This window comes from Vibrio mytili (genome assembly GCF_049563345.1).
Taxonomy (GTDB): domain Bacteria; phylum Pseudomonadota; class Gammaproteobacteria; order Enterobacterales; family Vibrionaceae; genus Vibrio; species Vibrio mytili.
On record NZ_CP110481.1, the window covers coordinates 1,417,554 to 1,444,389 of the forward strand.

At 43.2% G+C, this 26,836-nt stretch carries 16 protein-coding genes; 12 read left to right on the forward strand and 4 right to left on the reverse strand.

Annotation, left to right across the window (positions count from 1 at the left end):
• Positions 1-12 precede the first annotated feature (12 nt).
• The 4 genes from rsmF to ONE56_RS06590 all read right to left on the reverse strand — a co-directional run bounded on the left by rsmF (position 13) and on the right by ONE56_RS06590 (position 7,357).
• The gene (gene rsmF, locus ONE56_RS06575) at positions 13-1,449 is read right to left on the reverse strand and encodes a 16S rRNA (cytosine(1407)-C(5))-methyltransferase RsmF (RefSeq protein WP_423840457.1); all 1,437 of its coding nucleotides are present in this window, start codon (positions 1,447-1,449) and stop codon (positions 13-15) included.
• Between the two features lie 174 nt (positions 1,450-1,623).
• Complete coding sequence (locus ONE56_RS06580; RefSeq protein WP_423840458.1) at positions 1,624-4,275, reverse strand: MlaD family protein; 2,652 nt, start codon at positions 4,273-4,275, stop codon at positions 1,624-1,626.
• Entirely contained in the window at positions 4,268-5,536 is a 1,269-nt protein-coding gene (locus tag ONE56_RS06585) for a PqiA/YebS family transporter subunit (RefSeq protein ID WP_423840459.1), read from the reverse strand. The genes ONE56_RS06580 and ONE56_RS06585 overlap by 8 nt, the downstream gene beginning before the upstream one ends.
• A gap of 24 nt (positions 5,537-5,560) precedes the next feature.
• Entirely contained in the window at positions 5,561-7,357 is a 1,797-nt protein-coding gene (locus ONE56_RS06590) for an ABC transporter ATP-binding protein (protein WP_423840460.1), read from the reverse strand.
• A 93-nt stretch (positions 7,358-7,450) separates the two neighbouring features.
• Between ONE56_RS06590 and ONE56_RS06595 the strand changes: the two genes are divergently transcribed.
• From ONE56_RS06595 to ONE56_RS06650, 12 genes are all read left to right on the forward strand, one after another.
• Positions 7,451-7,924 carry a GAF domain-containing protein gene (locus ONE56_RS06595; RefSeq protein ID WP_041154318.1) on the forward strand — a complete coding sequence of 158 codons (474 nt, stop codon included), beginning with the start codon at positions 7,451-7,453 and terminating at the stop codon, positions 7,922-7,924.
• Positions 7,925-8,022: 98 nt separating this feature from the next.
• Entirely contained in the window at positions 8,023-8,649 is a 627-nt protein-coding gene (proQ, locus tag ONE56_RS06600) for an RNA chaperone ProQ (protein WP_423840461.1), read from the forward strand.
• 17 nt (positions 8,650-8,666) lie between these two features.
• The gene (gene prc / locus ONE56_RS06605; RefSeq protein WP_331438864.1) at positions 8,667-10,676 is read left to right on the forward strand and encodes a carboxy terminal-processing peptidase; all 2,010 of its coding nucleotides are present in this window, start codon (positions 8,667-8,669) and stop codon (positions 10,674-10,676) included.
• Positions 10,677-10,870: 194 nt separating this feature from the next.
• Positions 10,871-11,557, forward strand: a complete 687-nt coding sequence (locus ONE56_RS06610) for a hypothetical protein (RefSeq protein ID WP_331438863.1) — start codon at positions 10,871-10,873, stop codon at positions 11,555-11,557.
• 339 nt (positions 11,558-11,896) lie between these two features.
• On the forward strand, positions 11,897-14,503 hold the full coding sequence (gene pepN, locus ONE56_RS06615; protein ID WP_423840462.1) for an aminopeptidase N: 2,607 nt from the start codon (positions 11,897-11,899) through the stop codon (positions 14,501-14,503).
• 68 nt (positions 14,504-14,571) lie between these two features.
• Positions 14,572-14,793, forward strand: a complete 222-nt coding sequence (locus ONE56_RS06620; protein WP_423840463.1) for a DUF2835 domain-containing protein — start codon at positions 14,572-14,574, stop codon at positions 14,791-14,793.
• Between the two features lie 200 nt (positions 14,794-14,993).
• The gene (locus tag ONE56_RS06625) at positions 14,994-19,835 is read left to right on the forward strand and encodes an NAD-glutamate dehydrogenase (RefSeq protein ID WP_423840464.1); all 4,842 of its coding nucleotides are present in this window, start codon (positions 14,994-14,996) and stop codon (positions 19,833-19,835) included.
• 371 nt (positions 19,836-20,206) lie between these two features.
• Positions 20,207-21,217 (forward strand): quinone-dependent dihydroorotate dehydrogenase, encoded by a 1,011-nt coding sequence (pyrD, locus tag ONE56_RS06630; RefSeq protein WP_423840465.1) that lies wholly within the window; start codon positions 20,207-20,209, stop codon positions 21,215-21,217.
• A gap of 170 nt (positions 21,218-21,387) precedes the next feature.
• Complete coding sequence (locus ONE56_RS06635; RefSeq protein WP_041154312.1) at positions 21,388-21,930, forward strand: cell division protein ZapC; 543 nt, start codon at positions 21,388-21,390, stop codon at positions 21,928-21,930.
• A gap of 613 nt (positions 21,931-22,543) precedes the next feature.
• Positions 22,544-24,667, forward strand: a complete 2,124-nt coding sequence (gene rlmKL, locus ONE56_RS06640) for a bifunctional 23S rRNA (guanine(2069)-N(7))-methyltransferase RlmK/23S rRNA (guanine(2445)-N(2))-methyltransferase RlmL (RefSeq protein WP_423840466.1) — start codon at positions 22,544-22,546, stop codon at positions 24,665-24,667.
• A 26-nt stretch (positions 24,668-24,693) separates the two neighbouring features.
• Positions 24,694-24,936 (forward strand): glutaredoxin family protein, encoded by a 243-nt coding sequence (locus ONE56_RS06645; protein ID WP_041154310.1) that lies wholly within the window; start codon positions 24,694-24,696, stop codon positions 24,934-24,936.
• Positions 24,914-26,833, forward strand: coding sequence for an ABC transporter ATP-binding protein (locus ONE56_RS06650; RefSeq protein WP_041154309.1), 1,920 nt, complete (start codon positions 24,914-24,916; stop codon positions 26,831-26,833). The genes ONE56_RS06645 and ONE56_RS06650 overlap by 23 nt, the downstream gene beginning before the upstream one ends.
• Positions 26,834-26,836 lie beyond the last annotated feature (3 nt).

The following is a 26,836-nucleotide window of genomic DNA, read 5'->3' on the forward strand; positions in this document are numbered from 1 at the left end:
TATTACCACAGGTTAAAATAAGTTTTTATCTCGAACTAACTCCCTAGGTAAACCATTTTTAACGCGATTACTGACCCACTTACCTATGCCGATAACGGTGTTTTGGTATTTGACAAAAACCTCACCTTTTCCGAGCTTGATGTTTTCCGGAATATGCATTGGACGAACATCGCGCCCCATATACCATTCACGTGCTTCTTCGGTTGTTAATTCTATAACGTTGGCCTCCGAACCATTAGCGAGAGCAGTAGCCACTTGGTGTTGCCATCGGTAGCCGTTTTTATGTGTTTCTGCGATCTTTATTCCCATTCGGGAGAATCGCAGTTCACCAATCATGGGTTCCAGAGCGTTCGGGAATAACCAGACATCTTTATCTCGCAGCCAAATAGTGCACTCGTCAGGAAGATCTATCCCCAAAGCTGATTTAAGTTGTGTTGCAACATCGATGGATTCTTTTTTTGACGCTTTAGAGAAGGGGAATTTACCCATGCGCTTTTTCACTGTCGGAGCATCGACAGACATCACTTTTCGTATCCGAGCAACAAAGAAGCCTTCACAGTCGTAGACTTGTGGAAATATATGTAAGAAGCCTTCAGTAGTCAGTGACTCGTTCGCCTTATCAAACAAACCGTCTAAACTTTCAAACGTTACCGCGTCACCAAATGTATCTTTTAAATGGTGGCAAACTTGTTGGTTTTCTTCAGTGCTCAGAGTACAAGTTGAGTAGACCAGCACGCCGCCAGGTTTTAGTGCATGAAATGCGCTTTCGATAAGATCTTTTTGTGTCTCTGCAATGTCGAGTACCGATTGCTGGCTCCAGTTTTTCATGGCGTCTTCATCCTTACGAAGCGTACCTTCTCCTGAACACGGGGCATCCAAAAGCACCGCATCAAACTGCTCAGGTAGCCATCCGCCAAAAACACGTCCATCAAAGTTACTTAACGCAGCGTTTCGCACACCACATCTCTCTATATTGGCGTGCAGAACTTTGACCCGGCTGGCGGCATATTCGTTGGCAACTAAAACACCTTCATTTTGCATCAATGCGGCAATCTGCGTTGTTTTTGAACCGGGAGCTGCTGCCGTATCGAGAACGGAGTGAAAAGAGTCTTCGTCCATAAAGAGTGCAGAGACTGGCATCATTGAGCTGGCTTCTTGAATATAGAATAACCCCGACATATGCTCGGCGGTATTTCCTAATGGAACGCTCGTTTCGTCGGCGTCGATCCAAAAGCCTTCTTTACACCATGGTACGGGAGATAACGCCCATCCTTTTGCCGATGCTTTTGCAATAAAATCTTCAACACTGATTTTAAGCGTATTGACGCGAATACTTTTACGTAACGGTCTTTGACATGCAGAGACAAAGTCCTCCATGTTGAGATTAGATGGCAGGATAGTTTGAATTTTTTCCAGAAAGGCATCTGGGATGTAAACGTTAGGGTGCAAAGTGAAGCCTCGTCACGATATCTGTTGCGAAAATACAATTTGATGCGAGTTGCATGCGTTGTTGCGAATAGTATACGAAAGTAGGTAAGAAACGAATAGGCAAACAAAAAGAGCAGCGTGACTGCTCTTTATTAGGTAGTGAATAAACAGGTTGTTGACGTTAAGTATTTCGCGTTATGGCTTAGGAATCGGAGTGCGCCACTGTACCCATTCATCCTCGGCTTTAGGATATAAGTAAAAAGAGTGACCGCGCTTTGCTTTTGGCGGTAACTCGGTTTGCTCTGGAGTGGAGAAAGCAATGCCACCGCGTACGAGGCTATCAATTGTGCCTGCTTTGATATTTGCTCCGGTTAGGCCGATGGATACATCGACACCTGACACATTCCAAAAGACGCTATTTTGCCGGACAAGATAAGCAAACTCTGGTTTGATTTTGATGGTCGTGACGACTCGGTCAGAAAATTCCCCTAAGCTCACGTCTGTCACTTGTCCCACTTCCATTTGGCGGTAAAGAATCGGTGTACCGACTTGTACAGACCCTCTATGTTCGCTCTGAAGTGTGAACATTACCCCTGGAACGCGATGGAAACCGTTCTCTAGCTTAAAGTTGAATTTACCACGGCCTTTCGTACCCGGTACAACACTGATCGACTTAGAAACTAATGCGGCTAAGTTTTTGACCCCACCAAGTCCTATCTCTGGTTCAGTTAGCCAAAAATGCGATCCTTCGACCGCAATATCATCGACATACTCCGGTAAGATACGTGCGGTCACTTCTACTAAGCTACGTTGAAAGTTGGGTACCACGAGCGTCACTTCACCGACTTTGACGCCCTGATATTCGATAGGCATACCTTTAGTGACGACTTGAGAGCCATCAGTGAGCAGTGAAATAACGCGTCCGAATTTTCTCGCTTGGTTTTGATCGGCGTAAAGCTTCCAGCGATCACCGATTTTATTGTCGATACCTGGAACTGAATCAAACGCGATGCCACCTTGGATCAGGGACTTCAGTGGGTTTGCTTTGACGCTAATACCTGCAAGCGATGCATCTATCTCTATACCCGAGCGATTCCAAAATACCGTTTGTCCTGTGAGCAGGTGAGAAAAACGATTTTCGATGCTGACTTGAATCACTACGCCACCATCGACTAAACGAAAATCTGCCACACTGCCAACTGGAAGGTTACGATAGAGTAGAGGGCTGCCCTTTGAAATAGGGGGGAGTTCGGGCGCAAACAAGGTTAACGTTTTGGATCCACTTAGGTTGTAATGGGCCAATGCTGCTAACGATTCGTTTTGGAACAGCTGATATTCTTTTTGTATTTCGTTCGCACCTTCACTCACAAAGCTGATTGATCCGGTTAATAGTTGTTTCGCTGGTGGAACGGTGACACTCAATCCAGATTCCGTTAAGGTTGCAGAAGCGCTGCCAGTAACGTAAAAGCGGTTGTTGGATTTAATCAGGTGCTTATATTCCTGATCAATTAATACATCGAGAAAGACTTCATCTTGAGTCTGCTTTTCACTGCCTGTCAGTCCAACTTTGATAACAGAGCCGACTACTACGCCTTTGTAAAGTATATTGGCACCGCTATCGAGACCAAATGAGTTGTCAGAAACGAGTCGAATGGCGATCGACTTTTGCTGTTGTTGATTAAATACGTTTTTACGAATCGCAGTAAACTGACGAGAACGCTCACCCTCTCCAGGAACAATGGTAAGGAAGTTGCCCCGAACCAAGTTCGATATATTTTCGACTCCAGAGAGCGACACTTTTGCTTCCTCAAGAACAAAGCGTGTACCTGTGGTGAGCATATCGCTAAATGCGGGTTGAATAGCCGCTGATGCTAATATCACTTCTCTACCGTCAGAGAGGCTTAAGTCTGTTATTTGGCCGACTTCAATGCCTCTGTACATAATAGGCGCACCAGCGCTGCTAATGTTGTTATCATCCGGCAATGCGATTTTAACAGCAATGCCTCGACCCGCGGTTTTTAAGTCCTTGTAAAGAGGAAATTGCGTGTTTTCTTCTACTGGTTCACCATCGTCAGGAGAGTCAACGGCAATGGCACCGCCCAGCAAGGCACTCATACTTTCCATACGCACATCGATACCGTCAAAGCCGATGTTGGCCCCGATGCCGCTAACATTCCAAAAACGACTGCGACTATTGATAATGTGCTGATATTGAGTTTGTATGTTCGCTCTTATGGTCACTGACTTTGCATCTTCGTCCAACTGATAGCTGTATACCTCACCGATAGGGATCTTCTTATACACAATCTGAGAGCCCACAGAGACGCCACCTAAATCGCGACTTTTGAGTTGAATATTTAGGCCTTGCGTAACCCGCAAATCTGTCGGTGCGGAATCTAATGCGTGGAAGGTGGTTTCAAACTCCTCACCGTTACCGGGTTGAATCGAAATGTAGTTACCGGAAACTAGCGCATCAAGACCCGAAACACCGGAGATACTCGCGGTCGGTTTGACGAGCCAAAAACGCGTTTTATCGTTAAGTAGTTTGGTGGCTTCAGGGTATATGTCGGCATCGACATAAATGCTGCCAAGATCAGCAGTTAAGTTGATATCACGAACCATACCGACTTCGAGACCTTGATAACGAATGGTTGTTCGTCCTGCGACTAATCCTGCTGCATCTGAAAAGTAAATTTGTACCCGTTGTCCTGCATCATGGATGGATTTCATCACAAGCCAGCCAGCTAATATCATCGTGAGAATAGGCAGAAGCCAAAGGGGAGATATACCCTTACTCCTCTTAACTTCAGGCACGTATGAGGTTTGAGAACTGTTCTGATCACTCATTCATTGACTCTTTTTCTGATTGTTTTTGGGTTTGGTCCCAGATAAGTCTTGGATCGATACTATCAGCGGCAAGCATGGTAAATACGACCACGACACCAAAGGCGACGGCACCGTACCCGGGTGTAAAATCGAGTATTTGCCCGCGATCGACTAAGGTCATCATGATTGAAATAACAAACAAGTCCATGACTGACCATTTACCAATCCATTTTACTGCAAAGTAAATCATCATTCGTTGTCGTTTAAACACCGAACGTTTAAATTTGATGCACAGCATGATATACGCCAATCCAAGAATTTTAATCACAGGAACGACAATGCTGGCCACAAAAATAATAATAGCAATACCATACATACCGCTTTTTATTAACGACGCCACGCCAGAAAAAATCGTATCTTCCAGTCGTCTACCATTGGTTAATAATACCGAAATAGGGATTAAGTTGGCGGGGAAAATCGCAATGGTCGCCACAAGCAAATATGCCCAGGTCTTTTGTATCGATTGGGGTTTGCGATGATACAGTTTGTGAGCGCATCGGCGACAGTGACTGTTCTCTGGTTGAGATAAGTGACACTCATGGCAGTGTATGTTTTTATGTGAGAAATCAAAGCTTGTTTCGGGCCTCCATGTTTCCCAATAGCGACGCACACTAATCCGAGAAACGAGCAGAACCGTAAATATTTGCAGTAATACCAATCCAAAAAGCCCAGGGCCAACGAAAATATCCGAATAGTCCTGAAGTTTAAAGCACGAGACCGCAATGCTGACCAAAAACACATCTAACATCACCCAATGTTTCAGATGTTGTATCAGCCAAAGCGACGTTTTTAATCCTCGGAACCAGCGTAGGTGCATTGATAAATGTGCGGTTACAACGGATACACAAACGGTTAATGGTGCAAGAGAGCTGCAAAACATAATCAGCAACGCGAGTAGGACATAACCTTCGTCCATTAACGTAAGCATACCATCAGGAAGTGTGGCGGGAATCATCACGCCAACCAGTCGAATACTGATGAAATCAAAAAAATGGGATGGAATAAAAAGTAATAGGCACGTTATTGCAATAGCGAGATTACCTGAAAGGCTTGGGCTCCCACCGCGATAGAGTTGAGTTCCGCAACGAGGGCAATAGGCATGTTTACCGCTCGGAAGTTCGACGACATCAACGGCTAATTCACAGCCTTGACACAAGCGAACGCCACGGGTTTCTGTTTCGTGTTTCGATGACGCGGCGTGTTTGGACAAAGAGGCCGTCATGACGACCTCTCTAGATAACAGCAGTTATGCGTGAGACTGAATGCCTCCATATAATGTTTGATATAAGCCTTCTTGCTCAACTAACTCACCATGGGTTCCTGTTTGCGTCACTTTGCCATCTTCAAGCACATAGATTAAGTCCGCTTGCTTTACTGCTGATAGGCGGTGTGCGACGATTAATGTTGTTCTGCCGTGTAAGAATTCAGTTAATGCTTTATGCAATGCTGCTTCTGTCGCGGTGTCTAACGCTGAAGTCGCCTCGTCCAATATAACAAATTGAGGGTTGCTCAACACCATTCTTGCAATTGCTAGGCGTTGACGTTGCCCACCAGATAAACGAATCCCGTTGCGGCCAATCTCTGTGTCTAAGCCATGATTCAATTGCGCAATAACATCTTGGAGTTGAGCGACTTCAAGCGCCCGCCATAATGACACATCATCAAAGTCCCCACCAAGAGTAAGATTATGCCTCAAGGTATCGTTAAATAGTATAGGTTGCTGTAATACAACGGCAATTTTGTCGCGGATCACTTCAAAGCTGATATCTTCAGTGAGTTCATCATTGAAACGAATGCTTCCGGAGTTTTGGCTATAAACACCAATGAGCAATTGAATGAGGGTTGATTTGCCACCGCCACTTGCTCCAACCAATGCGACTTTCTTCCCTGCCGGGATATGCAAGGAGAGGTTATTCAAAACCTTATGTTCATTATTGTATGAAAAATCAACGTTCTCAACTTTCACGTCAACTTCTCGATGGCTGCCGAAAGGGTTAACTTTGGACACGGGTCTATGTTCTTCTTCAAGTTTTAACAAGTCATTAATGCGTTTCAACGCCGCTTTGGCGCTATACCAAGAAAATTGAATGCCAAGTAATTCTTGAACAGGAGAGAGCATAAACCACAGGTAACCGAACACGGCAAAAATCTGGCCAATCGTGAGATCACTGAACAGGACCATTAACATGGCAACTGCACGAAATAATTCGAAACCAATCAAGAACAGTAGAAAAGAGACTCGGCCAGCAGCTTCCGATTGCCAAGCGTACTTATCTGCGTCTATCCGAACTTGATCGGCGTTATTTTTTAGTTGTTGGAGGAATTCACGTTCTTTATTCGCGGCGCGCAGCTGATAGATGCCATCTAGGGTTTCGACCAAACGAGTTTGGAAAATTTCAAAAGAGTGGTTTTCCTTACGCTTAAGGTGTTTGACCATGCTGCCGAGTTTACGAGAAAAATAGATGACAACAGGGTTGACCAGTAGAATGAACAGACCAAGCCGCCAATCAAGCCACAGCAGTACAATTGCCGTTCCAATCACGGTCAAAAAACTGATAACGAATTTTGCTAAAGTAGAACCAATAAATTTATCAATGGTTTCAATGTCAGTGATAAGGTGTGCGTTGATTCCGCCACTACCTTTGGTTTCATATTGGCGAATACTGATGCGACCAAGTTTGTCGATCATTTTACTTCGCATTTCAAAGGTAATGGTCTTCGAGACTAGCGTGAATTGCCGGCCTTGGAGGATGTTGAGCGCTTGGCTAGCTGCTCGCATCAACACGACTAAGAACAAAGTGAAAAAGATGTAACCCGTAGGAGTGTGCCATGCTTCAGGGAGAATGGCATTCATTGCAGCCAAGCCACTGGCTGGTTGATCCAATAACACTTCATCGACCATCAATGGCATCAAAAGAGGAATTGGCACACTGATCAGGGTTGCAAGAACAGCGATTAAGTTTGCAACGATCAACTTGGACTTGTGCTTTTTTACTTGTGTTATCAACCAAGAACGGCTAATAGTGTCATCTTTCTGAGCCATTGTAATTAAGAATAAGTCCTATTATTAAGTAGGCCTGCATTTTAGCGCCATACAGTGAGAATGGAAGCGTTATATAGTAAGTAGGAAAGTAATATGAACAGTAAACAATATCAAACACTCACCAAACAAGCTGCAGCCCTGATCGAGTCAGAGCCCGATTTTATTGCTAACTTAGCAAATCTAAGCGCTCTTCTCTTTATGGAGCTCGAAGACCTCAATTGGGCAGGGTTTTACCTTACCAAAGGCGATGAGTTGGTACTTGGACCGTTCCAAGGTAAGCCGGCTTGTGTCCGTATTCCGATGGGACGTGGTGTCTGCGGTACGGCTGCAAAAACCAATACGACCCAAAGAGTTTACGATGTTCATGCATTTGAAGGGCATATCGCTTGTGACGCCGCAAGTAACTCAGAAATTGTGATTCCGTTTTCGATTAATGGAGAGGTAGCGGGTGTCCTTGATATTGATAGTCCAAGTATCGGTCGATTTAACGAAATAGACGAGCAAGGCCTAGTCCATTTGATGTCTGAAGTAGAAAAGCTGCTTAATTCACACGCGAACAATGCATAAATTCACCCGCGAGTGTGGTTTTTCCTTGTCATGTCACTATAATACGAGAATATTTTTTCTTAATGCTCTGCGGAAATCCGCTCAAACCAGGACCCCTCATGACTGAAAAGTTAAAAAACAGCAAAGAAGTTATTGCATATATTGCTGAATGTTTCCCTAAATGCTTTACTTTAGAAGGTGAAGCAAAACCTCTGAAAATTGGTATTTTTCAAGATCTTGCGGAACGTCTAAATGAAGACGAAAAAGTAAGCAAAACTCAGCTTCGTGCAGCGTTAAGACAGTACACTTCATCATGGCGCTACCTTCATGGTGTTAAACCAGGTGCGGTACGTGTTGATCTTGATGGCAACGCATGTGGTGAACTAGAAGAAGAACACGTAGAGCACGCGAAAGCGACACTTGCTGAAAGCAAAGCAAAAGTACAAGCGCGTCGTAAGGAACAAGCACAAAAAGCTCGTGAAGAAGGCAAGGGGAAAGCAAAACCTGCAGCTAAAAAGCCGCAACAGCCTCGTCGTTCTAACAAGCCTAAAGAGCAAAAACAGACTAAGCCTGTGGAAACACGTGCACTAAATGCTGAAGAAATTACAGTAGGTAATGCAATAAACGTGAACATGGGTAAAGGAAACATGGCAGCGACCATTGTTGAAATCAATAAGGATGATGTACGTGTTCAGCTAGCTAACGGCCTACAAATGGTTGTAAAAGCGGAGCACTTGCGCGCCTAAAGGAGATACTCCTACGCATGAATTGCCGTTCAAAACTGACACTGATCGCTGCTGGCTTATGGCTGGCAGCATCATCAGCTCAGGCTCTAGAAGCCAAATTAACCCTCAAAGACTTGCCAGTGCTTGCTCCGGAAGTTCAGCACGAAACGGCCAGTAAACGAGTTACCTCTCGATTCACCCGATCTCATTATAAGCACTTCAGTCTTGATGATGACTTCTCAAAGGCGATCTTTGAACGCTATATAGAAATGCTTGATTACAATAGAAATATATTTACTCAAGCAGACATAGACTCTTTTAAAGATTGGTCTACTCAACTAGATGACCAGCTAAAAGCGGGCAACAATCAGATCGCTTTTGATGTGTATAATCTTGCGATGAGAAAGCGTTTTGAACGTTTCGCGTATGCGCTTACTCTTCTTGATAACGAAATCAAGTTTGATACAGATGAAGAAATTGAACTTGATCGTTCTAAAGAAGCATGGCCAAAAAATGAAGCGGAAGTGAATGAGTTATGGCGCAAGCGTGTTAAATACGACGCGTTAAATCTAAAACTAACTGGCAAAGAATGGCCAGAAATTAAAGAAGTTTTAGAAAAGCGTTATAACAACGCCATGAAGCGAATTACTCAAACCAATAACGAAGATGCATTCCAGGTCTATATGAATGCTTTTTCTCGTCAAGTCGATCCGCATACCAGTTATCTTTCACCGCGAAATGCAGAGCAATTCCAGTCTGAGATGAACCTTTCACTTGAAGGTATTGGTGCCGTTCTTCAGATGACGGATGATTATACGGTGATTCGCTCATTAGTTGTTGGAGGCCCAGCTTCAAAAAGTAAGCAATTAGGCGAGGGTGATCGCATCATTGGTGTTGGTCAAGATGGCGAAGAAATTGTTGATATCATCGGATGGCGTTTAGATGATGTTGTACAGCTAATTAAGGGACCTAAAGGAACCAAGGTTAACTTACAGATTCTGCCTGAAGGGAATAACGCTAAGAGTTACATTGTCACTATTGTTCGTGACAAAGTGCGTCTGGAAGATCGAGCCGTCAAATCCGAAATTATTGAAAAAGATGGCAAAAAAATTGGTGTACTAGAAGTACCAAGTTTTTATGTTGGTCTATCAAAAGATACGGACAAATTGCTATCTGAATTCAACGCCAAAAAAGTGGATGGTGTGATCGTTGATTTGCGTAATAATGGTGGTGGTGCTTTAACAGAAGCGACCGCATTAACAGGGCTATTTATTAAAGATGGTCCAGTTGTGCAAGTGCGAGACAGTTATGGCCGTATCAAAGTTAACGCTGACAGAGATGGCAAAATTAGCTACGACGGGCCTCTCTCTGTACTCATCAATCGATACAGTGCATCGGCTTCTGAAATATTTGCAGCTGCAATGCAAGATTATGATCGTGCTTTGATTCTTGGTGAAAACTCGTTTGGTAAAGGGACCGTTCAGCAACATCGTTCATTGAATCATATCTACGATCTGTTTGATAAAGAACTTGGTTACGTGCAGTACACCATTCAAAAGTTCTATCGCATTGATGGTGGCAGTACTCAGAATCGTGGGGTCGCACCGGATATTACTTACCCAACCGCGGTAGAAGCATCAGAAACGGGCGAAAGCGTTGAAGAGAATGCGCTACCTTGGGATAGTATTGAAAAAGCGAATTATCAAACTTACCCAGATAACGATGGGTTGATTGCCAAGCTGACCAAACTTCATAACCAACGTATTGATAATGAAATGGAATTTCGTTTCATTAAACAAGACATTGAGAAGTATCGTAAAGAGAAAGACGATAACATGCTGTCTCTAAACGAAAAGGTCCGCAAAGAAGAGTCTGATAAAGCCGACGCGCTAAGCTTGGAGCGAATTAATGAGCGACAAGTCGCGCTGGGTAAAAAGGCATTCAAATCTTTAGATGATGTACCTAAAGATTATGAAGCTCCAGACGCGTATCTTGATGAATCAGTATCAATTATGATTGATGTGCTAAATCTAGAGAAGCAGTCGTAACAACTGTTCATGCATATAAAAAGAGCGAGCCGTAAGGTCTCGCTCTTTTTTTATGGTTTTATCTTCGTCTACCTGCCGCATTACAAGCGCGTTATCCTCTTATTTCACTCGAGTAAATTACGTGATATTGATCTAATTTTTAGCGAGAGTGCCGACAAAAGCCTAAGCTATAAGAAAACGATAAGGATGCCGATATGAAATGGTTCTTTATTATGCTTAGCTTGCTGTGTTTTAACGTGGTGGCTGCTAGTGCGGAAAACCCAAGTGTAAAGCAAGACGAGTTAAGTCATTTCGATACACCATTCTTGATTGGTGAATGGTATTTGATTAATCCTAATTCTATGCAAGAGACAACGGAAGACTTTCGTGTTATCAAGCTGACGTTAGGCTCTGACTACCTATTCTCAATTGATATTCAAAAACGGGATTATTCGGTTGACCATTGGGAAGGGAGCTACAGCGCTAACGAAGACACCATTGTGCTTGGATTAAATAGCGATGAGCCACAAATCTACCAATATCAGAACAATCACAACACTCTTGATCTTAATGGTGTGACGTTCACTAAAGGACTCTCAAATGCACTGGCCGGTATATGGTCTAGTTCTCATGTCTCCGGGGAAGGGCTGGTGGCAAATAACATCAACCATATGGATCTCATTCTTCAACCTGATTTTGTGTTTATGTTTCGTGTTTCAAATGAAGCGGGAGAAGAATCGATAAAGCAAGGCGTGTTTTATACCGAGGATGAGTACTTGGTTCTTTTATATGAAAATGGTGAGCAAGGTACGACGTATAAGCTCAATAAAAATGAATTGACCATTAAAGACCCGAACGGTGAAATGTACGCGGTACTCAATCGAGTTATCATCCCGCAATAGTTGATTTTGTGCGTTTAGAGATGGCAGCATGTTAATGCTTAGAGATTGATGAATGCGAAATAAAAAGCAATAGGTTTCATAATGACGAGGAGTGTTCGAGAGTAAGTCGTAGAAACGACATTATGATTTGTCTCGTCTGCATTTGCAGTGCTTTAGGCTAGACTTGGTTAAATATTGCCCGATAGATGTGATTAACTCGATAAAACCCCAGTTTTTTCTGATAATGACTTGTATTCTGATACCGCAACCCCTACTAATAGTTTATATCGTGATACCAATTCGAGACATTAAGTCGAGCGAATTGGTATTTTTGTAGTTCGACATACAAGGATTTACGACATGTCCCAAGCTCCTCAAGCCAAATATCGTAAAGATTATAAAGCACCATCTCACACTATTACCGATATCGATCTTACGTTTGATCTTTTTGACAACGACACTCGTGTTACTGCGTTGTCAAAGGTTGTTCAAAAGGGTGACACCAATACACTTGAATTAGATGGTGAAGGGTTAGAGTTGCTTTCGGTCAAAGTTAATGGAGAGGATTGGGCGCATCATGAGGTTAAAGATGCTTCATTGGTTTTGACGGATCTCCCTGCCGAGTTTGACCTTGAGATCATCACTAAAATAGATCCAGAGGGTAACAGCGCACTAGAAGGTTTATACAAGTCCGGTGGTGCATTTTGTACTCAGTGCGAAGCGGAAGGCTTTCGTCGAATTACATACTATTTAGACCGTCCTGATGTGTTGGCGAAGTACACGACTAAGGTGATTGCCGATAAAGCCAAATACCCATTTTTGCTAAGTAACGGTAACCGTATTGCTGAGGGTGAGGCAGAAAATGGTCGTCATTGGGTGCAATGGCAAGATCCACACCCAAAACCAGCGTACCTATTTGCGCTAGTCGCGGGAGATTTTGACGTTCTTCGTGATAAGTACACAACAGTATCTGGGCGTAGTGTCGATCTGGAAATTTTTGTTGATAAAGGCAATCTTGATCGTGCTAATCATGCGATGACTTCTTTAATCAACTCCATGAAATGGGACGAAGAACGATTCGGTCTTGAGTACGACTTAGATATCTACATGATCGTAGCGGTTGACTTCTTCAACATGGGAGCGATGGAAAATAAAGGGTTGAATATATTCAACTCAAAGTACGTTCTTGCTAATGATCAAACCGCTACTGACAAAGATTACCTTGGTATTGAAGCGGTCATTGGTCATGAGTATTTCCATAACTGGACGGGTAACCGCGTGACATGTCGCGATTGGTTCCAGTTGAGCTTGAAAGAGGGTTTAACCGTATTCCGTGACCAAGAGTTCTCGTCCGATCTCGGCTCACGTGCTGTTAACCGTATCGATAATGTTCGCATTATTCGTGGTCCTCAGTTTGCTGAAGACTCAAGCCCAATGTCTCACCCAATTCGTCCAGACAAAGTGATAGAAATGAATAATTTCTATACTTTAACTGTGTACGAAAAGGGCAGTGAAGTCATTCGTATGTACCATACATTATTGGGTGAGGAAGGCTTCCAGAAAGGGATGAAACTCTACTTTGAGCGCCACGATGGTACTGCGGCAACGTGTGAAGACTTTGTCTCAGCTATGGAAGATGCAAACGGCGTGGATCTAAAACAATTCCGTCTTTGGTACAGTCAGTCAGGAACACCAACAGTACGCGTCAGTAGTGAATATAATGCAGATGCAAACACTTACGCGCTGACTGTTGAACAATTTACTGAATCGACGCATGACCAAGCTGAAAAACAGGCGCTACATATTCCATTTGATATCGAATTGTACGATGCGAAAGGTCAAGTGATTCCGCTAGTTATCAACGGAAAATCAGTTAACAACGTACTTGATATCAAACAAGATACACAGACATTCGTATTCGAAAATGTTGCAGAAAAACCAGTGCCTTCATTGCTACGTGAATTTTCTGCACCAGTGAAACTGGAGTACGATTACAATGACGACGAGCTGATATTCTTGATGAAGCATGCGACCAATGATTTTGCTCGCTGGGATGCAAGCCAAATGTTGTTGGCAAAATACATTCGTCAAAATGTCATAAACGTTCAAGCAGGCAAAGAAATCCAGCTGTCTGAAGCGCTTATCGATGCATTTCGTGGCGTGATATTGGACGAAACTTTAGAGCCTGCATTTATTGCTCAAGTGCTTGCGCTACCGTCAATTAACGAGATTACTGGCTGGTATCAACAAGTTGACATTGATGCCGTGGACAAAGTGCTCAATAGCATTACAGTGTCACTTTCTTCGGCCCTCGAAGATGAACTCAGCGCCACATACCATACACTGAAACAATCGGAGTACTCGATCGATCATGACGCGATAGGCAAACGAGCGTTACGGAATCAGTGTCTGCAATTTTTAGCCTATACAGATGCGGGTAATCAGCTCGTTCAAGCGCAATATGAGTCTGCTAACAACATGACAGATACGATTGCGGCAATGACAGCAGCGAACAACGCAGGGCTAGAATGTCGTGAAGCACTGATGACTGATTACAGTGATAAATGGAAGCACGACGGTTTGGTGATGGATAAGTGGTTCATACTTCAAGGCAGCAATCCAGCAGAAAACGCACTCGAAGTAGTCAAAGAGACAATGGGGCATGAAGCCTTTAGCTTGAAAAACCCGAATCGTACCCGTAGCTTGATCGGTTCATTCCTAAATGCGAACCCAGTGCGCTTTCACGATAAGTCGGGAAGTGGCTATCAGTTTGCAGGTGAGATATTACGCCAGTTAAACGACTCAAATCCTCAAGTTGCCTCACGCATGATTGATCCACTTCTTAAGTTCCGTAAGTATGATGAAGCACGTCAATCGTTGATTCGCAACGAGCTTGAGAAGTTAAAAGCAATGGACAATCTAGCGAAAGACCTGTTCGAGAAAGTGACGAAAGCACTAGAAGAATAGCGACTAAGCTATAGGAAATAACAGTTAGATAGGAACGGAGAGTGGTCTCGATGACCACTCTTTAATTTATGAATCAGTATTACTTTACGCTCAATATTTCGTATCAGACCTTCGTATCACATTACTCAGGTGCCGCTAGCACTGTCCAAGTTGTGACTCACAATGGATTAAGAATACAGCTGCCAGCTACTCGATTTAGACCTTTTCTTAGTCAACTGGGGGTTCACGGTCAGTTTAGACTCACAACTGACCAAAATAATAAGTTTATAAAGTTAGAAACTCTGTCATAAATCGTATTTACAGAGAGTTAAATAGGAATCTCAATCACAGAATCGAACATTTCATTGATTTTCATGCCCATTAGTTGTTAAACATTTGTAAGTATGCTTTTACAATAAACAAACGCATTACCTATGCTTAGCTTAAGATTTTAAATTTGACGCTAAGTCCCCCTACAAAATAACAACGAATTCTAACGTGGAGTGTGAATATGACCGCGCGTGAAAATGTAGTGCCGGTTCTGCTTGAAAAAGTGTACCAACTGATTCAAGACAAACTTGAGCTTTCTCACCAAACGCTTGTAACCAAACTTGCTCAACACTTATTTAGGAACATCTCTGACGATGACCTAATCCAGAGGAATGAATCCGACCTGTATGGTGCGGTGGTCAGCCTTTGGCACCATATAAATGAAAAGAAACCCGAAGAGATTTCGGTTAGAGTTTTCAATCCAAACATTAGCCGCCAAGGTTGGCAATCGACACATACCATTGTTGAAGTTGTCGTACCAGATAGTCCGTTTCTAGTTGACTCCATCAAAATGGCTTTATCCCGTCTAGATTTGACTTGTCATTTAATGCTAAACAACCCAACCCAGTTAACAAGAGACAAGCAAGGTCATGTTACTGAGGTCAATGGTCAAGACGGGATGCTTCAAAGTCTGTTCCATATTGAAGTTGATCGCTTAACCAGCAAAGACGAAATGCAAGCATTGAAAGAAGAGCTACTGAGCATTTTTTCTGACACACGTTTAGTGGTTAATGACTGGCACCCGATGGTCGAAAAATTAAAGGCTGTCACTGATGAATTAGAACAAAACAAAGATCGTGTTTCTATCCAGGTAGAGCGCATCGGTGAAACCATCGCTTTTCTTCGTTGGTTGGGTGAACACAACTTTACCTTTATGGGCTATAAAGATTATGACCTTGTTGAAGTGAATGGCGATACAGAACTTAGACCAGCGAAAGAAAAGGGACTAGGTCTTTTTGCCGAAGATAAACGCGTTCGCAGTATTAAGCTTTCTGAGATGTCGGACTCAGCACGACTGGAAGCGAAAAAGCCTTACGCCTTGATCATTACGAAAGGTAACAAAGCGTCACGTATTCATCGTCCTGCTTATACCGATTACATTGGTATTAAAAAGTTTGACGAAAATGGCAAAGTTATCGGAGAACACCGTTTTTCTGGTCTCTACACTTCCGCGGTATACAACCAAGCGGTGCAGAGTATTCCATTAATTCGCGAAAAAGTTGATCGAATTTTGCTGGCAAGTGGTTACCGCCAAGGCTCTTATTCGTATAAAGCGCTGCACAACATCCTAGAAAACTACCCAAGAGATGAGTTGCTTCAAGCCAATGAAGAAGAGTTGCTTGAGGTGGGCACTGGCGTTGTGCAAATGCAAGACCGTGATCTATTGCGTCTGTTTGTACGCAAAGACCCATTTGGCCGCTTCTTTAGCTGTATGGTGTACGTCACTAAAGAGCGCTACAACACGGAGTTACGCCGACAAACACAACGCATATTTAAACAATACTTTGGCTGTGAGGAGGAGGTTGAATTTACCACATTCTTTTCTGAGAGTCCTTTAGCTAGAACCCATTACATCGTGCGTGTTGATAATAACAATATTGATGTAGACGTGAAGAAAATCGAGCAGAATTTAATGGAAGTTTCCACCTCTTGGGAAGACCGATTAAAAGAGTCGATCATTGAAAATCTAGGTGAAAGCAAAGGTCGTCCACTGTCAAAAGAATACATGAACGCTTTCCCTCGTTCATACAAAGAAGACATGATGCCAGGTTCTGCGGTTGCAGATATAGAACGCCTCGAATCGTTAAGTGATAACAATAAACTGGGGATGCTGTTCTACCGACCTCAAGAAGAGGGCACGGATTCTAAAGCTGTTCGCCTAAAACTCTATCACCGAGATGAACCGATTCATCTTTCTGACGTGATGCCAATGTTAGAAAACCTGGGGCTTCGCGTGATCGGAGAGTCACCTTATGAGATCGTGAAAAACAATGGACGTACATTTTGGATCCTTGATTTTTCAATGCTCCATAAAAGTGAGAAGAGCGTTGATCTTCGTGAAGCTCGCGATCGATTCCAGCAAGCGTTTGCCGCAATTTGGTCAGGCAACCTAGAAAGTGATGGCTTCAACCGACTACTGCTTGGTGCTTCACTAACGGGCCGAGAGATTTCCATCCTTCGAGCTTACGCTCGTTACATGCGACAAGTAGGTTTTCCATTTAGTCAGCAGTACATTGAAGATACGTTGAGCCATTATCCTGAGCTCGCAACAGGACTAGTAAAACTATTCGCTAAGCGTTTTGATCCGAAAAACAAAGGCAGTGAGAAAGGGCAAAATGATCTTGTCAAAAAACTCACCGAGCAATTGGATCGTGTCGAAAGTTTGGATGATGATCGTATTATTCGTCGTTACATGGAAATGATCATGGCGACGCTTCGTACGAACTATTATCAAACCGACGAAGACAAACAGCCTAAACCTTGGTTATCTCTGAAGATGAAACCAAGTGATATTCCAGAGATTCCACAGCCAGTTCCAGCATTTGAAATTTTTGTTTACGCTCCAGATATTGAAGGTGTTCACTTACGCGGAGGCAAAGTCGCTCGTGGTGGATTGCGTTGGTCAGATCGTCAAGAAGACTTCCGTACTGAAATTCTTGGTCTTGTTAAAGCACAACAAGTGAAGAACACGGTTATCGTTCCAGTCGGTGCAAAAGGAGGATTCGTTTGCAAGCGTCAACCATCATTAACGACTAGGGATGAAATTTTTGCCGAAGGTCAACGTTGTTACAAACGTTTTATTCGTGCTCTGCTCGATATTTCCGATAACATCATAGAAGGTGAAGTCGTACCACCAACGAATGTGATTCGACATGATGAAGATGATCCTTACTTAGTTGTTGCGGCCGATAAAGGCACTGCCACTTTCTCAGATTTAGCCAACTCGGTATCTGATGAATACAACTTCTGGTTAGGTGATGCATTTGCTTCTGGCGGTTCAAATGGTTACGACCATAAAGCTATGGGCATCACTGCAAAAGGTGGTTGGGAATCAGTGAAGCGTCATTTCCGCGAAATGGGAATTAACTGCCAAACCACTGACTTCACCGCTATCGGTGTGGGAGATATGGCGGGGGATGTTTTTGGTAATGGTATGCTCTTATCAAAACACATTCGTTTGCAAGCAGCATTTAACCACATGCATATATTTATCGACCCGAATCCTGACGCCGCAACAAGCTGGGAAGAACGAAACCGACTATTTAATCTTCCAAGATCGAGTTGGGAAGATTACAACAAAGCGTTGATTTCTCAAGGTGGTGGTATTTTCTCTCGTCGTTCAAAGTCGATTCAACTGTCGCCTGAAATCCAAAAAATGCTTGGTACCAAGAAAGCATCAATGGCGCCAAACGATCTGATTAAGACGATCTTAACCATGAAGGTTGATCTTTTATGGAATGGTGGCATCGGTACCTATGTCAAAGCGTCGACCGAAACACATACCGATGTTGGCGATCGAGCAAACGACATGTTACGTATCGATGGACGTGATCTAAGAGCGAAGGTGGTTGGCGAAGGCGGCAACTTAGGTATGACTCAACGCGGCCGTATCGAATACGCTTTGAACGGTGGCCGAGTGAATACTGACTTTGTTGACAATGTTGGTGGCGTTGATTGTTCAGATAATGAAGTCAATATCAAGATTTTCCTCAATGGTTTGGTTTCTAACGGCGATCTTACCGTTAAACAGCGCAACCAGATTCTAGAATCAATGGAAGAAGAAGTCGGTGACATTGTACTGGATGATGCGTATTGCCAATCAGAATCAATTTCGGTAACAGAACAACAGGGCGTTGGTATTGTTAAAGAACAAATTCGATTCATTCATACCATGGAGAAAGCAGGGTACTTAGATCGAGTATTAGAATACATCCCAGATGATGAAACCCTAATAGAACGCGAAAAACAAGGTGTTGGTCTAACCCGACCAGAGTTATCTGTATTGGTGGCTTATGGAAAAATGGTTCTGAAACAGCAGCTGGTCACCGACGAAATCGCGAATGATGAGTTTCATGCCAAACAGCTTGTTGCCTATTTCCCAAGTGCGTTACGCCGTAACTATAAGGCGCAAATGGTCAACCACCCATTGCGCGCTGAGATTATTGCGACTGCGCTTGCTAATCAGATGGTCAATGAGATGGGATGCAACTTTGTTACTCGTCTTCAAGAAGAGACAGGTGCAACCGTCGTTGATATTACTAACGCGTATAGCGCCGCCCGAGAAATATTCGGCTTTGCTGAGATATTAGAACAAACGCGAGCTTTGGACAACATCGCAACAGCGGATTCTCAGTATGAGATCCTGTTCAATATCCGTCGAGCACTGCGTCGAATTTCAAGATGGCTGTTACGCAATCGTAGTAGTAAGTCTACGGTGGCAGAACTCATTGCTATGTATCAGCATGACGTTAATGTTGTGGCAGATACCTTGGATACGATGTTGGTAGAATCAGAAGTCGAAGAGCATAATGATCTCGCTAACAACTGGATCAAAAAAGGGATCGAGGAAAAGCTTGCGCATCAAGTATCACGTTTAACGAGCCTCCAATGCGCGTTGGATATTTCGTCCATCGCCAAAGAGACGGGAAAAACAGTCGAGCAGACGTCCAAACTATACTTTAACTTGGGTGACCGCCTATCACTACATTGGTTCTTGAAGCAAATTAATAGCCAAGCAGTGGATAACAACTGGCAGGCACTTGCGAGAGCTGCATTCCGTGAAGATTTGGACTGGCAGCAACGCCAGTTGACTGCACAAGTTTTGAATTGTGCATGTGCATCGGACGAGCTTGACGTCATGGCAGCCCTGGAAGAGTGGATGGATGTGAATGAGCCTTCTTTGCATCGTTGGGAAAGTATTCTTAATGAATTCAAAGTTGGATCGATGCATGAGTTTGCCAAATTCTCTGTTGCACTGCGTGAGCTGGTACTACTCAACTTAAATTGCTCATCCAAGGATTAGGGCCGGAGTAGGTGGTTAGTTACTCCTCATTTCTATAGATAAGCAGAAATGAAATAGACAAGAACGACCAAGTAAAAGCCCCCAAATGTATACATCTGGGGGCTTTTTTAATGCAAACTTAACGTAGACAACCCAAATTTGGTTACGCTGTCACGTGTGTTTTTGTGTTTAACACATGAGCAAACGATTACATTCAATGAGAAAATATGAACTTTCTCAAAAATAAAGCCACTTTAACTTGTTGATTTTAAAGTAAGTATAAAATATTAACTTTGTATTTTAGCTAATACGTGCATTTCCATTGAATTGAGATAGAAAACAGTAAATAATATTGACCCGTTTACACGGGGCTTTTTTCTTTCGGAGGCACAATGCTTTACCGTCTAGCCAGAACTGGCTTTTTTCAACTTGATGCCGAAAAGGCACATGACCTTGCTATCAAGAACTTCAAACGTTTTACCGGCACTCCTCTCGATATTTTTTATCGTCAACAGTTACCTCATCGTCCAGTCGAATGCATGGGACTCACTTTTCGTAACCCTGTCGGCCTGGCCGCAGGATTAGATAAAAATGGTGAATGCATCGAAGCATTTGACGCTATGGGTTTTGGATTCGTAGAGGTCGGTACCGTGACTCCTCGTCCCCAACCTGGTAATGATAAACCTCGTTTGTTCCGATTGATCCAAGCGGAAGGCATCATCAACCGAATGGGCTTTAACAACTTAGGTGTCGATCACTTAGTTGAAAATGTTAAACAAGCCAAGTTCGATTGTGTTTTGGGCATCAATATTGGTAAGAACAAAGACACGCCGATAGAGAATGGGGCAGAGGACTACCTGATTTGTATGGAAAAAGTGTACGAATACGCAGGTTACATCGCAGTCAATATATCTTCACCAAATACTCCAGGGTTACGCTCGTTGCAATATGGCGAAGCGCTTGATGATTTGCTTTCCGAACTTAAAACGAAACAGGCAGAACTGGCAGAAAAATACGGTAAGTACGTACCGTTGGCATTAAAAATCGCACCGGATTTGAGTGATGACGAAATTACTCAGATTTGTGGCTCTTTAGTGAAAAACAATATCGATGGCGTTATTGCAACGAATACGACACTTGATAGAGCGGTTGTAGAGGGAATGAAGCATGCTAATGAGGCCGGTGGATTGAGCGGTCGTCCAGTACAGTCTCGCTCTACAGAAGTTGTCCGTAAACTTCATGAAGAACTTGGAGACAAACTGCCAATCATTGGAGTGGGTGGTATCGACTCTTTTGTTGCTGCAAAAGAAAAACTCATGGCAGGTGCGCAATTGGTTCAAGTTTATACTGGCTTTATTTACCATGGTCCAGGTTTAGTACGCGATATTGTTAAAAACGTATAGCGACACTCAACAAAAGTATAAATCAGCGACAATTTGACCAAGAAAAAGAGGAATTTGTTTCCTCTTTTTTTTTATCCGTTCATTTGTAAAATTTAAGTATTCAAGAGTAGGTAATTAAGCTTCTTACCTCTTTATCACTGATATACAACTAGTTAAGAGAGAATGGAATAATGCTTAAACCCAGCGACAAATGGAATTGGTATTTTGACGAGCATAAAGCTTGCTTAATGCTGGACCTGGGGGAGGACATGATTTTTCAAACCAACCTCCCTCGAAAACTATTGGTCAACTGTGCCTTCTCAATCAACGAATTCACCGTAGATGACGCCAGCGCGTTTCAAACCTTCAACGAACGCATCCGTTGTCTCGACATCAGTGAATACCGCCAAGCTGAACTCACTCTATACTGCGTAGCGGCTAAACGCTTTCATAAACCAGTACAACCCAAAAGTTGGTTCTTTGATGCTCAATCTGTTGGTCATGAGCCAGAAGAAGGGGACATGGTCTTCTTAACCAATCAATATTCAGATGGTGTATTTATTGTTCTTGAACCTGGAGAAACGTCCAGTTTATGTGCTTATGTTGGTCAAGATGAGTTTGTTTTAGACGGTAACAAGGCACTAGAGTTTGGTCAGCCTATCAAAGTTATGCACGATCGCATGTCTTGCGCCAACCATTTATTCGTTATCGCACCGATGGCAATGGTTGGCTAACCCCTTTTTAGATTCCTTATTTCGTTCCTTTGTTTGCTTTAATCGACCAGTATGGGTCGATTTTTTTTTGTCCTTATCTTTATTGATTCTCCCGAGCTGATGATTACCAAAGTCATTTTGTAATGAAATTGAACGCTTTATAGACAAATAACTATGAAGCAAGTCACCTTTGTTCTACTTTTTTTCTTAATATTTTCTCAAAAATTAGGCAATCTCCTGCCTAATATTTCACCGTTTATTCCTCTATAAGAGCATTTTGAAAGTAAATTACAGGGTTAATTTTCATCTGGTATATACCAAAATTAACGTAAATAAGTATTCACTTCTCTGATTTGAACCATATATCAATGGGGAGCCGAATCCGTGATAAAGGAGCGTATTTAATTAATGTCGGAACTTTCAGATCAAAATCATCAAGTGATTTAATGCTAGAAGTCACAGTGCTGGCGAGGCTACGAACAAAGTTAGACCTGCTGAGGCACTCTTCTTATGCTGAACTAGATGTAAACTGGTGAGTGTTTGCGCTAACGAGTAGGAAATTGTCTTTAAAAACGAGGCATTGATCGTAAAGTCAGGTATAATTGAAGCCATTTTTTATCAGCGAAAGAACACTATGAATCAATATCTCGCGGTAACTTCAAATGGCATGGAAAACTTGCTTGCTGAAGAACTGACTAAACTAGGCATCGAAAGTGCGAAACCAGTACAGGCAGGCGTAAAATTTACAGCAACCAATGAACAAGTTTATCGCTGTTGTTTGTGGAGCCGCTTGGCGTCTCGATTTGTACGTGTATTAGCTGAATTTAACTGTAACAGCGACATGGATTTGTACCTGTCGACCATGGCCATTAATTGGGTCAATCAGTTCCACAGTTCTAAACGTTTTGTCGTCGATTTTAACGGTACCAACCGTGAAATTCGCAACAGTCAATACGGTGCAATGAAAGTCAAAGATGGCATCGTTGATTGTTTTGAAAAGAAAGGTTTGCCTCGCCCAAACATTAGTAAAGAACAACCAGATGTGCGTGTTCATGTTCGCTTGCACAAGGAAAAAGCGTTGCTTGGTGTTGATATGGTAGGGAGTGGTCTTCATCAACGGGGTTACCGTCCAGAATCGGGGCGTGCACCGCTTCGTGAAACACTCGCAGCCGCAATTATTCAACGCTGTGGTTGGGATGGACATCAGCCGTTGCTGGACCCAATGTGTGGATCTGGCACGCTGTTAATCGAAGCGGCGATGATGGCGGCAAATATGGCGCCAGGTGTAAAACGTAAACAGTGGTGTTTTGAGTCTTTAGAAGACTTTGAACCAGAAGTATGGGCGGAAATTAAATCGGAAGCAAACGTACAGGCTCGCCGAGGTGTCAAAAAAGTTGACGCAAAGTTTTTCGGTTTCGATAACGACCCTAAAGTATTGAAAGTTGCGCAAGATAACGCACGTCGTGCTGGTGTTGAAGAGCTTATCGAGTTCACTCTTGGTGATGCTGCAACGATTAAGCGTCCATCAGGATTCGAACATGGTGTGATTGTATCAAACCCACCCTATGGTGAACGTTTGGGGACGGAACCGGGTTTGATAGCATTGTATACGGCTTTCGGTGGTCAGCTTAAATCTGAGTTTGGTGGCTGCAAAGCGTCTATTTTCTCGAGTTCAGATGAGCTACTGAGTTGTTTACGTATGCGTGCTGACAAACAGTTCAAACTCAACAACGGTGCGTTACCGTGTCACCAAAAAAACTACAGCATTGCTGAGCGTACTGAGGAAGAAGTAAGAGGCGCAGATAAGCCGGTTCAAATCGCTCCCGACTTCTCTAATCGTCTGAAAAAGAACATGGGTAAGATCGGTAAGTGGGCTCGCAAAGAAGAACTTGATTGCTACCGTATCTACGATGCCGATCTTCCTGAATACAATGTTGCTATTGATGTCTACGGTAACCAAATTGTCATTCAAGAGTACGCAGCACCCAAAAACATCCCTGAAGAAAAAGCAAAGCGTCGATTGACTGATATCATTCGTGCAACCATTCAGGTAACGGGTGTTGAAGCGAATAAGGTAGTACTTAAGGTTCGTGAAAAGCAAAAAGGGCGTAATCAGTATCAAAAATTAGGTCAGGTGTCGGAAACTCTAGAAGTCCATGAATACGGTGTGAAGCTGATTGTAAATCTTCACGACTACCTTGATACTGGTCTTTTCCTTGATCATAAGATTACTCGTCGTCGACTAGGCGAAATGGCAAAAGGAAAGGATTTCTTAAACCTATTCGCCTATACAGGTAGTGCTACGGTCCACGCTGCGGTTGGTGGTGCTCGATCAACCACTACTGTCGACATGTCGAATACGTACTTAAATTGGGCAAAGGACAATATGCAGCTTAACGGCTGTGTAGGGCGTCAACATCGATTTGAACAAGCAGACTGTCTTCAATGGTTAGAAAACGCGAAAGGTGAATACGATCTTATTTTTATTGATCCACCAACCTTCTCAAACTCTAAGCGAATGGAGGCGTCTTTTGACGTACAACGAGACCACATTAAGTTGATGGCTAATCTTAAGCGTCTACTTAGAGATGGTGGCACGATTGTATTCTCAAACAACAAGCGCCACTTTAAGATGGACGAAGCTGCGTTAGCTGAACTAGGATTGAAGGCTCAAAATATTTCGTCACAAACACTGCCGTTAGACTTTGCTCGCAACAAACACATCCACAACTGTTGGATAGTGACACACGCAGACTAATAGATTGATGTTAAAAAGGATTTGATGTGCTGATATTGTATAGCACTGAGGGATGCCATCTATGTGAGATGGCATTTGCTTTGGTGGAAAACGTCGGTTTGGCAAAACAGACAGACATCGTTGATATTGCATTCGATAACGATCTCTTTTCTCGTTACGGTGTCACAATTCCTGTATTAAAATATCAAGAATCTGAGTTGAACTGGCCGTTTGACTTGGAACAACTCACAAACTGGTTGGAATATAATGGCATTACTTACCATACATAATGCTCAACTTGCATTTGGCGACCACCCACTACTCGATCACGCAGAGTTCGCTTTACAAGAAAACGAACGTGTGTGTTTAGTAGGGCGAAACGGTGCCGGTAAATCAACATTAATGAAAGTGTTAGCCGGTGACATCGTGTTAGATGACGGCAAAATACAAGTGACGCAGGATGTCGTCGTCTCTCGCTTAGAACAAGATCCACCGCGTAACCAAGAAGGGACGGTATACGAATATGTATCGGGCGGTTTGGCTGAAATTGGCGAACAATTAAAGATCTACCACGATCTTCTCGATCTTGTTGCGAGTGACCCAAGCGAAAAACACATTAACCGACTTGCAAAAGTTCAGGAACAGCTCGATCACTCCAATGCATGGCGTTTTGATGATCGCGTTAAAAACGTCCTGAGTGCACTGAAGTTGAGCCCTGAAACGAAACTGAGCGATTTATCGGGCGGCTGGCAACGCAAAGCGGCTTTGGCTCGTGCGTTGGTTTGCGATCCAGACGTATTGCTCTTAGATGAGCCGACTAACCACCTTGATGTCACTACCATCGAATGGTTAGAAAACTTCCTTAAGGATTTTAAGGGTTCGATCATCTTCATTTCACACGACCGTGCTTTTATTAAATCAATGGCAACACGTATTGTGGATCTGGATCGTGGGCAACTTGCGTCTTTTCCTGGTGATTACGAAAACTATCTGACAGAAAAAGAAGAGATGCTTCGTGTCGAAGAAATGCAAAATGCTGAATTCGACAAGAAACTCGCACAAGAAGAAGTCTGGATTCGTCAGGGAATTAAAGCACGTCGTACGCGAAATGAAGGGCGTGTGCGTGCGCTTAAAAAGTTACGTGAAGAACGCCGAGATCGTCGTGATGTACAAGGTAAAGTGAATCTCAATATCGATGATGCATCTCGTTCGGGTAAAATTGTTTTTGAAGCAGAAAATATCGCCTTTTCTTATGACGGTAAGAAAATCGTTGATGATTTCAGCTTCAATATCATGCGCGGCGATCGTATCGCATTAATCGGACCAAATGGCTGTGGTAAGAGTACTGTACTTAAGTTACTGTTGGGACAGTTGGAAACACAAGCTGGTCGCTTGCATTGTGGCACGAAGCTTGAGGTCGCGTATTTTGATCAATACCGTGAGATTCTTGATCCCGAAAAAACGGTGATTGATAACCTGGCCGATGGTAAACAAGAAGTGATGGTCGGCGGGCGACAGCGCCATGCACTTAGCTACCTTCAAGATTTCTTGTTTGCACCAAAACGAGCCCGAACGCCCGTAAAAGCGCTTTCTGGTGGCGAAAAAAATCGCCTATTGCTTGCCCGTATCTTGCTGAAACCAAACAACTTACTTATTCTCGATGAACCAACTAACGATTTGGATATCGAAACGTTGGAACTTTTAGAAGAAATGCTTGCCAACTATCAGGGTACGTTACTCTTGGTGAGTCACGATCGTGAGTTTGTTGATAATACGGTTACAACGAGCTGGATCTTCGAAGGGGACGGTATCATTGAAGAGTTTGTCGGTGGTTATCATGATGCAAGGCAGCAACGTGACCAAGCATTAGCGACACGTCAAACGACTGAAAAAGCAGAAACGAAAACGAAAGTGGTTGAGGAAACTCCCAAAACAGCTCAACCTAAGAACAATTCGAAGAAGTTATCATATAAGCTACAGAGAGAGTTAGAGTCTCTTCCAGCGAAATTAGAACAATTAGAGTCGGATATTGAGGCACTGCAGGAACAAGTGAATGACCCGGAATTCTTCGCTAAGCCTGTAGATCAGACTCAACCCGTATTGGAACAGCTAACTGCTTTTGAGCAGGAGTTGGAAATCGCCTTCGAGAGATGGGAAGAACTCGAAGCAATGCAACAGGATAGTTAAGAA

Bases quoted from the DNA above. Each gene is read 5' to 3' on its own strand.
- ONE56_RS06580 (WP_423840458.1), bottom strand. From the start codon at position 4,275: ATGAGTGATCAGAACAGTTCTCAAACCTCATACGTGCCTGAAGTTAAG.
- ONE56_RS06585 (WP_423840459.1), bottom strand. From the start codon at position 5,536: ATGACGGCCTCTTTGTCCAAACACGCCGCGTCATCGAAACACGAAACA.
- ONE56_RS06590 (WP_423840460.1), bottom strand. From the start codon at position 7,357: ATGGCTCAGAAAGATGACACTATTAGCCGTTCTTGGTTGATAACACAA.
- ONE56_RS06595 (WP_041154318.1), top strand. From the start codon at position 7,451: ATGAACAGTAAACAATATCAAACACTCACCAAACAAGCTGCAGCCCTG.
- proQ (WP_423840461.1), top strand. From the start codon at position 8,023: ATGACTGAAAAGTTAAAAAACAGCAAAGAAGTTATTGCATATATTGCT.
- prc (WP_331438864.1), top strand. From the start codon at position 8,667: ATGAATTGCCGTTCAAAACTGACACTGATCGCTGCTGGCTTATGGCTG.
- ONE56_RS06610 (WP_331438863.1), top strand. From the start codon at position 10,871: ATGAAATGGTTCTTTATTATGCTTAGCTTGCTGTGTTTTAACGTGGTG.
- pepN (WP_423840462.1), top strand. From the start codon at position 11,897: ATGTCCCAAGCTCCTCAAGCCAAATATCGTAAAGATTATAAAGCACCA.
- ONE56_RS06620 (WP_423840463.1), top strand. From the start codon at position 14,572: ATGAATCAGTATTACTTTACGCTCAATATTTCGTATCAGACCTTCGTA.
- ONE56_RS06625 (WP_423840464.1), top strand. From the start codon at position 14,994: ATGACCGCGCGTGAAAATGTAGTGCCGGTTCTGCTTGAAAAAGTGTAC.
- pyrD (WP_423840465.1), top strand. From the start codon at position 20,207: ATGCTTTACCGTCTAGCCAGAACTGGCTTTTTTCAACTTGATGCCGAA.
- ONE56_RS06635 (WP_041154312.1), top strand. From the start codon at position 21,388: ATGCTTAAACCCAGCGACAAATGGAATTGGTATTTTGACGAGCATAAA.
- rlmKL (WP_423840466.1), top strand. From the start codon at position 22,544: ATGAATCAATATCTCGCGGTAACTTCAAATGGCATGGAAAACTTGCTT.
- ONE56_RS06650 (WP_041154309.1), top strand. From the start codon at position 24,914: ATGGCATTACTTACCATACATAATGCTCAACTTGCATTTGGCGACCAC.